The organism is Microbacterium luticellae, assembly GCF_050408645.1.
In the GTDB taxonomy this organism is placed as follows: Bacteria; Actinomycetota; Actinomycetes; order Actinomycetales; family Microbacteriaceae; genus Microbacterium.
Genome location: NZ_JBNTKE010000003.1, coordinates 401042 through 409682 on the forward strand (window position 1 = coordinate 401042; position 8641 = coordinate 409682).

Annotated in this window: 9 protein-coding genes and 1 rRNA gene; 5 read left to right on the top strand and 5 right to left on the bottom strand. The window is 61.7% G+C overall.

What is annotated here, in order from left to right:
* Positions 1-169 precede the first annotated feature (169 nt).
* From ACQUSW_RS10525 to ACQUSW_RS10540, 4 genes are all read left to right on the top strand, one after another.
* Positions 170-844 carry a TetR family transcriptional regulator gene (locus tag ACQUSW_RS10525; RefSeq protein WP_428932248.1) on the top strand — a complete coding sequence of 225 codons (675 nt, stop codon included), beginning with the start codon at positions 170-172 and terminating at the stop codon, positions 842-844.
* A gap of 101 nt (positions 845-945) precedes the next feature.
* Positions 946-2193 carry an acyl-CoA dehydrogenase family protein gene (locus ACQUSW_RS10530; protein ID WP_428932249.1) on the top strand — a complete coding sequence of 416 codons (1248 nt, stop codon included), beginning with the start codon at positions 946-948 and terminating at the stop codon, positions 2191-2193.
* Positions 2194-2236: 43 nt separating this feature from the next.
* A complete protein-coding gene (locus ACQUSW_RS10535; protein ID WP_428932250.1) occupies positions 2237-3691 on the top strand; it encodes a phytoene desaturase family protein in 1455 nt (484 codons plus the stop codon).
* Between the two features lie 2 nt (positions 3692-3693).
* Entirely contained in the window at positions 3694-4362 is a 669-nt protein-coding gene (locus ACQUSW_RS10540) for a LysE/ArgO family amino acid transporter (protein ID WP_428932251.1), read from the top strand.
* 42 nt (positions 4363-4404) lie between these two features.
* Here the strand turns inward: ACQUSW_RS10540 and ACQUSW_RS10545 are convergent, their stop codons facing one another.
* Positions 4405-5529: a Gfo/Idh/MocA family protein gene (locus ACQUSW_RS10545; RefSeq protein ID WP_428932252.1), complete on the bottom strand. Its 1125-nt coding sequence runs from the start codon at positions 5527-5529 to the stop codon at positions 4405-4407.
* The gene (locus ACQUSW_RS10550) at positions 5526-6335 is read right to left on the bottom strand and encodes a sugar phosphate isomerase/epimerase family protein (RefSeq protein ID WP_428932253.1); all 810 of its coding nucleotides are present in this window, start codon (positions 6333-6335) and stop codon (positions 5526-5528) included. The genes ACQUSW_RS10545 and ACQUSW_RS10550 overlap by 4 nt, the downstream gene beginning before the upstream one ends.
* 106 nt (positions 6336-6441) lie before the next feature.
* Between ACQUSW_RS10550 and ACQUSW_RS10555 the strand changes: the two genes are divergently transcribed.
* Complete coding sequence (locus tag ACQUSW_RS10555) at positions 6442-7032, top strand: TetR/AcrR family transcriptional regulator (protein WP_428932254.1); 591 nt, start codon at positions 6442-6444, stop codon at positions 7030-7032.
* Between the two features lie 99 nt (positions 7033-7131).
* Here ACQUSW_RS10555 and rplA read toward each other — a convergent pair whose 3' ends face one another.
* The 3 genes from rplA to rrf all read right to left on the bottom strand — a co-directional run bounded on the left by rplA (position 7132) and on the right by rrf (position 8638).
* A complete protein-coding gene (gene rplA / locus ACQUSW_RS10560; RefSeq protein ID WP_428932255.1) occupies positions 7132-7821 on the bottom strand; it encodes a 50S ribosomal protein L1 in 690 nt (229 codons plus the stop codon).
* A 14-nt stretch (positions 7822-7835) separates the two neighbouring features.
* A complete protein-coding gene (gene rplK / locus ACQUSW_RS10565; RefSeq protein WP_428932256.1) occupies positions 7836-8267 on the bottom strand; it encodes a 50S ribosomal protein L11 in 432 nt (143 codons plus the stop codon).
* Positions 8268-8521: 254 nt separating this feature from the next.
* Positions 8522-8638: ribosomal RNA gene (gene rrf, locus ACQUSW_RS10570) — 5S ribosomal RNA — on the bottom strand.
* Positions 8639-8641: the final 3 nt, after the last annotated feature.

Below are 8641 nucleotides of genomic sequence, written 5' to 3' on the forward strand. Positions count from 1 at the left end.
GCTGTTGTGCGCAGATAAATCGCGACAAAAATTGCCGGGTGTCGGTTGTCACCGACCCGAGGCCCCAGCCTACTACTGCTGGCTGAGCATGCGGCACACCGCCTAACACAGTCAAGTTACCGCAGCATAAACTGCACCTCGTTCGGGTGTGGCGGTTAGGCTCACACCTATGAGTGATTCTGATGAGACCTCTGCTGCGCGCACCAATGTTGTGGCGGTGGCCCTCGATCTTTTTGCGCAGCAGGGCTTTGACGCTACCTCGGTTGATCAGATCGCTCGCACCGCGGGCATTTCGCGCTCGACGTTCTTTCGTCAGTTCGGCGGTAAAGACGATGTTGTGTTTGCTGATCATGATGTGCTTTTGGCTGGTCTGCGCGACTATTTATCGCGCCCGCACGAGAACCCCTGGCAGGCCGTGTGCGAGGCGTCGATCACGGTCTTCCGCCACTTCTTGAGCGATCCGGAGCTCGCTCGTCGGCGCTATCAGGTTGTGCGCCAGGTTCCTTCGCTTCGCGAACGCGAAATCGTCATGGTTTTTCAGTACGAGCGGCTCTTTGATGAGTACCTGCGTGACTCTCTTCCTGGTATCGATCCGCTCGATGCGGTCGGGTTTTCTGCCCTGGTTACCGCTGTGCACAACCATGTTTTGCGGCGTCTGTTGCGTGGTGAGCGCACACCGATTTCGCTGTTGCGTTCTGCGCTCGACGATGCGCTGCGACGCTTTGGGGTGCATCCGAATGCTGCGGCTGAGCCCTGCGCCGATGACGTTGTTGTGGCGGTATTCCCGCGCGCTATGCCGATTGCTGAGGTCACACGGCAGGTGCGTGCTCAGCTGGCCGACTAACTACAGCGCCACAACGTCACAGTGAACGAAACTGCGTCTCTGTTTAGCTGACACTGAGTGCCACCCTGCGGTAGTGTGGGCGTGCGCGAAAGGAGTCAACTATGACCGCTGCGACCCCTGCCACACCCGACCACCTGCCCGGCGAAAAAGTCACCCGCTACGCGGTAACCCAGCGTGCGGGCAGTGACTATTACGCGGTCTTCGCCGACCTTTCGTCCGACGACGCCGCTGCCTGGAACCGCGCCTGCGCTTATGTCGACGAGATCGCGCCCATCATGACCGAGGCTTGGGACCGCGCCGAGTACCCGCTCGAAGCTGCTCGCGCGATGGGCCGGTACGACCTCGTCGTCGACGGCATCGACCACCCCGAGCTCACCCGACTCTCGCCTCTGGCAGCGGGCCTGGTCAATATGGAGATCTCTCGCGGTGATGGCTCACTCGGCACCATCCTGGCGGTACAGGGCGGTCTCGCCCTGCGTACCCTCGCACTATTCGGCAGCCGCGAGCAGCAAGAGCGGTGGCTGAAGCCGCTGGCCGACGCGACGGTTCTCGGTTCTTTCGCGCTCACCGAACCCGACCACGGTTCTGACTCCGTCTCACTCGAAACCACTGCGACCCGCGACGGTGACGAGTGGATACTGCGGGGAGCAAAGAAGTGGATCGGCAACGGGGCATCCGGCGGCATTACTTTCGTATGGGCGCGAGTCAGTGACCCGGATGCCGCGGAGCACGGCGCCGTTCGCTGTTTTCTCGTCGAGCAAGAAACCCCCGGCTACGACGCCGAAGTGATTACCGGCAAGGCCTCACTGCGGGGCATTTACCAGGCCAACATTCGCCTGCGCGACGTGCGCGTGCCACTCGACGCCGTGCTTCCCGGCACGAAGAGCTTCGCCGACGCCTCCACGGTGCTGTACGCCACCCGCTCGGGCGTCGCCTGGTCGGCGCTCGGCCACGCCACCGCCTGCTACGAAGCAGCCCTGGCATATTCCCAACAGCGCATACAATTCGGCAAGCCGCTCGCCAAATTTCAGATGGTGCAAGAGAGACTCGCCCTCATGCTCGAAGACCTCACCGCCATGCAGTTGTATTGCCGGCGCCTGGCCGACCTCGAGTCATCCGGGCAACTGCGCCCCACCCAGGCGTCACTGGCCAAGTACCACAACACCCGCGCCGCACGTCGTGTTGCAGCAACCGCGCGTGACGTGCTCGGCGGCAACGGGATTCTGCTCGAAAACGGGGTCATGCAACACATGGCCGATATCGAAGCGATTCACACCTATGAGGGCACCGAGAGCGTGCAGGCACTGCTGCTGGGCCGCGACATTACTGGTATGAGCGCGTTCGTCTAGGCGGTCATTCCTCGTCGCGCCCAGAACATGCGACACTACAAGAATGCCTCGCGCAACCATCATTGGCAGTGGCCCTAATGGCCTCTCTGCCGCCGTCTGCCTTGCCCGCGCTGGTTATCGCGTACACATTATTGAAGCCTCCGATACGGTGGGCGGCGGTGTCCGTACCCTGCCACTGACGCTGCCCGGTTTTCAGCACGATGTGTGTTCGGCAGTTCATCCGGCTGCCGCCTCCGAATTTTTTCGTGCCTTTGGCCTGCAGAACCGTATAAAGTGGATAACGCCCGACATCTCTTATGCACACCCGCTTGACCGCGGCGAGGCAGCAATTGCGTGGCGAGACATCGAGCGCACCGCGAGCCAGCTGGGCAGCGACGGCAGGGCATGGCAGCGGCTACTTGCGCCGCTCAGCGAAGCGATCGAAGCGGTGGCAGATTTCACCGGCAACTCTCTTCTGCGGGTTCCCCGCCAACCGGTACGCGCAGCACAGTTCGGGCTGCGCACCCTCGCACAGGGCACCGCGCTCGCACGGCACACCTTCCGCGGCGACCACGCCGCCGCCCTCCTCTCGGGCGTTATCGCCCATGCGGCAGCACGCCTCCCCTCCCCCGCGGCAGCAGCGGCAGGACTATTGCTGGCCGCGCATGCGCATGCCGGAGGGTGGCCGTTCCCGCACGGCGGCGCGCAGAGTATCGCCGACGCCCTCCTCGACGACGTCATTGCCCACGGAGGCACAATAGAAACATCTCGGCGTATCGACGATATTGCCGCGCTCGACTGGGGCGACGCTTCGCGCGGCGATCTACTTATGCTCAACACGTCTCCGCGCGTGCTACTGGGGCATCCGAGCCTGCCCGCACGGTACGCCAGGGCAATCGCGCGGTATCGCTACGGGACGGCCGCCGCCAAGGTCGACTATGCGCTCGACGGACCAGTGCCGTGGCAGCATCCGGATGTCGCACTGTCACCCACCGTGCATTTGGGTGGCACCCGCGACGAAATCTGGGCGGCAGAAAACGCGGTGGCCGCCGGCCATATTCCTGAGCAGCCATATGTTCTTGCCGTACAGCCGTCTACGCTCGACGATTCACGGGCACCCGAGAATCATTCAGTGCTGTGGGCATATATGCATGTTCCCCACGGGTACCCCGGCGATCCCACCGAGGCGATCACCGCCCAGGTTGAACGCTTCGCCCCCGGTTTTCGCGACCGTATCGTCGCGCACGCGGCAACACCCGCCTCCGAACGCGAAGCTATCAATCCGGCCGAAATCGGCGGCGACATTTACGGCGGTGGCTTCACACTACGGCAAGCGGTGCAGCGCCCCGTCGTGTCGGCCACACCGTGGCGCACACCCCTGCGTGGGGTCTACCTCGCGTCGGCGGCAACACCACCCGGCCCCGGTATTACCGGAATGCCCGGTTGGCATGCGGCACGCACCGCTCTGCACGATGCTGGCGAACGCGTCGGCCTCACCGACCTTTTTGGTGCACGGTAGTCATGCTCGCGCTCGTGGCAGGGCTCGGACTCGGGCTCTCACTCATCATCGCGATCGGTGCCCAGAATGTTTTTCTGCTGCGGCAGGGCATTCGTCGCGAGCATGTTCTTGCGGTCGTGCTCGTGTGTTTTTTCTCCGACGCCGCACTCATTGCTGTCGGGGTGGCGGGACTCGGAGCCCTCGTCACTGCCGTGCCATGGCTCATTCCCGCCGCACGCTGGCTGGGGGCCGCATTTCTTATCGGGTACGGGATTCTTGCGGCACGACGAGCATGGCGCCCCGCCACCGCTGGGCTTCAGATTGATGACGCCCAGGCGCTCGGGCAAGTAATCGGCCAAGAAAAGCATCCGGATGCCGCGGCGGCCACGTCATCGTCGCGCCGCACCGCCATACTCACGGTGCTTGCCCTCACGTGGCTCAACCCGCACGTCTACTTCGACACCGTGCTGCTGGTCGGATCAGTGGCGGCAACCTATGCCGAAGAGCGGTGGCTGTTCGGCATAGGTGCCATTATTGCCAGCGGTCTGTGGTTTTTTGCTCTCGGTTTTGGGGCCCGCGTACTGCGGCGATGGTTGCGCACACCGCGTGCATGGCGTGTGCTCGACGCCGTGATCGCCGTTGTCATGATTGCCCTCGGCGTCGGGCTGGTACTGCCTGTTCTTACCGGATAACGGGCAGCACGAACACAACACACACGGGTGCGACGCCGCCGTTCAGAGGGTGGCCGCGAACGGATCGCGGTCTTCGGGCACCAGCGGGACAGCCCCCACCGTGCTTTCGACCTCAACAAACTGGCCGCTGCCCACCGACTCTTCGATCCCCATCAGGGTGTCAAAGACGTGGTAGCCGAGGTCACCCGTGGCGATATGGGGTTTGTTGGCGCGAATGGCACGCGCCATGTCGAGCACACCGAGTCCTCGCCCGGCTTCCACGCCGACCGGGTCGAGCGTGTGCCATTCGGGGCCGTTCTGCAGGCTTTCCAGCGTGGGCATGCCAGAGATTTTCACGTCGCCGCCGAACGTATTCGGGTCGGGAATAATCATGGTGCCTTCGGTGCCAGTGATTTCGATAATGCCCGAGCGTGCCAGCGGCGAGTCGAAGCTAAAGATGCTCTGGCTTGTCGCTCCGGCTTCGAACTGTGCCACGGCCTGTACGAGCGTGGGCACCTCGACGGGAAACTCTGTTCCCACGCGCTCCCCCACTCGCACGGTGCGGGTGGTACGGCCCTTCAGCCCCACTGCTCCTACGCGGGCAACGGGACCAAATACGTTCACAAGAGCGGTGATGTAGTACGGGCCCATGTCGATCACGGGTCCGGCGCCGCGGGCGAACAGAAACTCGGGGTTGGGATGAAAAATATCTGGTCCGATGTACTGCATGCTCGTCTGCGCTGAAAGCGGCTGACCGATGTCTCCGCGTGCCAGCGCCCGGCGTGCGGTCTGCAGGCCGGGGCCCAGTACGGTGTCGGGCGCGATTCCCACACGCTTACCGGCCGCCGCTGCTGCTTCGAGAAGTTTTTTCGCTTCTTCGCGGTCAACGCCGATGGGTTTCTCACTCCACACGTGTTTGCCCGCCGCTAATGCAGCGAGGCTCACCGGAACGTGGGCGGCGGGAATTGTGAGGTTGACAACAATTTCTACGTCGGGGTGCGCCAGCACATCGTCGGGTGTTCCGCTCTGTGCGACACCATGTTTCGCGGCCTGCGCTGCTGCGCGTTCGGTGTCGAGGTCGCCAAGAATGACCACGCGAATATCGGGAAATGCGGTGAGGTTTTCTAGATAGGTGTCGCTGATCATTCCCGTGCCGATAAAGCCGACACCGACTGCTGCCTGGCTCATTGCACACCTGCCTCGCGCAGTGCCTGGGCGCTGCGGTTGATGGCGTCGAAGAGGTCGCCGTCATAGGAGTCAAATTCAATGGCTGCGTATTCGGCCGAGGGTGCCGCAGCAAGAATCGCCGGCATATCCAGGCTCCCCTCGCCAACGACGCGCTGGTCCATCGGTTCACCGATTTTGCCGGTCAAGAACGGGTCTTCGCCCGGGTTGCCGTCTTTCGCATGCAGTAGTCGCACGCGGTCGCCGAGTCGCTGCAGCAGCGCTACGGGGTCGTGTTTAGCCACCGCAGCCCAGAACACATCGACTTCGAGTACGGCACGCTCGTCAAGCAGCGCGGCGAATGTTTCGTAGGCGGTCACGCCGTTGAATTCCGCGTGGAACTCGTGCGAGTGGTTGTGGTAGCCCAGGCGCATTCCCCGCTCGGCTGCCGCATCGATGGCGTTGTTGAGACGTTCGGCCGTGCGCTTGACCTCGTCTTCGTTTGCCCAGCGGTGGGGCATGACCATCGGGTCGATAAGGATTTCGATTCCCATTTCGGCGGCGTCGTCGAGAATTACTTCGTAGGCAGGCACCTCGATAGTGTGCTCACCGAACTGCAGCGTGTCCGAGAGAAAGTTCGCGTGCCCGCTGGGCGAGATGAGGCCCGCGGCGTCGAGAGCTTTACGCAGTTCTGTTGCTTTGCCAACAAAACCAAAGGCTTCTACGTTCCGGATGCCGAAACTGGCGATGCGCTCGAGCGTCCCGTCGATATCGTTTTCCAGCGCTTCTCGCACCGTGTAAAGCTGTAGTGATAGCTGTGGCGAAGACATGATTCCTCTTCTTCGAGTGGGCTGACGGGTTTCTCGTCGAACCTCTACCGTCGTTTGGGTTTGATTCAGACTATACGCTAATCCCAACCAGCGGTAGGGTTTGGCTATGGTTGGTTCTTCTTCGAGCAGATCTCGTGGCATGTACGCGAAAACGGAGCAGTTTCGGCTCGATGTGCTCGATGCCGCGTTGAGGCTTGTGGCCGAGCATGGTTTTGATGCCGCAACACTGCAGTTGATTGCCGATGAGGTGGGCCGGTCGAAGGCCGGTGTGCTGCACCATTTTGGTTCACGTGAGGGTCTTCTTCTTGAGCTGGTGAAGCATCGCGATGCCGTTAATCGGCAACTTTTTCCGGTCGGTGATGGCTTTGATGCTTCGCTGGCTCTCACGCAGCATAATCAAACGGTTCCGGGTCTCATTGCTCTTTTTACGGTGTCTTCGGCGCTGGCGGCGGCAGACCCGGTAGAGGGTGATCGGCGTGCGTTCTTCACGGTGCGGTATGACCGCATGCGCGATGGTTTTGCTCGCCGTATTTCTCAGGCTCAGCGTGACGGAACTGTGCGCTGTGATGTTTCTGCCGAAGAGGCGGCGGGGCTTATTGTGGCGGCGATGGACGGCCTGCAGGTTCAATGGCTACTCAATCCCGGGGTCGATATGGTTGCGCATTTGCGAGCATTGATCCGGATGCTGCAGGTATAGCCACCGTCGCTCCCGCTGGCAGTGTGCTCGGCGTGCGTTTCTCTGTAACCAAAAAGCTCCCGCTGTTGGAGCAACAGCGGGAGCTTTTTCTGTGGTTGTTTACAGTACGTGCACGTCGAGCGGGATACCGGGGCCGAACGTGGTCGAGACTGCACCCTTTTGGATGTAGCGACCTTTGGCGCTGGCGGGCTTGAGACGGTTGATCTCGTCGAGTGCTACCTGCAGGTTTTCACCCAGCTGGTCGGCCGTGAACGATGCTTTGCCTACGATGAAGTGAACGTTGGCGTGCTTGTCGACACGGAATTCGATTTTTCCGCCCTTGATCTCTTCCACAGCCTTGGCTGGGTTGGGCGTGACGGTGCCTGTTTTGGGGTTGGGCATGAGGCCGCGAGGACCAAGCACTTTACCCAGGCGGCCGACCTGGCCCATGAGTTCGGGGGTTGCGACGGCCGAGTCGAAGTCGGTCCAGCCTTCTGCGACCTTGGCGATGAGTTCTGCGCCGCCCACTTCGTCGGCACCTGCGGCCACTGCTGCTTCTGCTGCGGGGCCGGTGGCGAAGACGATGACGCGGGCTGTTTTACCGGTACCGTGGGGCAGCATGACGGTGCCGCGCACCATCTGGTCTGCCTTGCGGGGGTCGACAGCGAGTTTGAGGGCAACTTCGACGGTGGAGTCGAACTTGGCCGAGCCGGTGTCTTTTGCAAGAGCAACAGCTTCGGTGGGTGTGTAAAAACGGTCGACGCCGATCTTTTCGGCGGCGGCGCGGTAAGCCTTGGACTTAGTAGCCATTATTGTTTCTCCCCTCAGCCTTCGACCGTGATGCCCATGGAGCGGGCGGTTCCGGCAATGATTTTCGATGCTGCATCGAGGTCATTGGCGTTGAGGTCGGGCTGTTTGGTCTCAGCGATTTGGCGCACCTGTTCGTTGGTAATTTTTCCTACCTTGACGGTGTGCGGGGTTGCCGAGCCCTTCTGAAGGCCGGCGGCCTTTTTGATGAGCTCTGCTGCGGGGGGAGTTTTGAGCACAAACGTAAAGCTGCGGTCTTCGTAGACGGTAATTTCTACCGGTACGACGTTACCGCGCTGCGACTCGGTCGCCGCGTTGTATGCCTTGCAGAACTCCATGATGTTAACGCCGTGCTGACCGAGCGCGGGGCCGATCGGGGGCGCTGGGTTTGCTGCACCGGCGTTGATCTGAAGTTTGATCAGACCAGTCACCTTTTTCTTCGGTGCCATTTTTTTCCTTTCTCGAGCAACTGCATGCTTCACGGCAGTTGTTCTCCCGCCGCGTCGGCATTTCCGAAGGGCGGTGTCGGTCACATCCGGTTGTCACCGGACACAAACCATACGATTTTAGCGCACTTTTCCGGATGCCGCGAACCAGGCTCGTTGCCGGATGCGGTGGTCCTGCCACCTCGTGGTGGCGGGGGGTTCGTGCGTGTTAACGCAAAAGAGCCACCCAGCTTTGGGTGGCTCTTTTGTTTGAAGAAGTTCGGCGGTGTCCTACTCTCCCACAGGGTCCCCCCTGCAGTACCATCGGCGCTGTGAGGCTTAGCTTCCGGGTTCGGAATGTAACCGGGCGTTTCCCTCACGCTATGGCCGCCGTAACA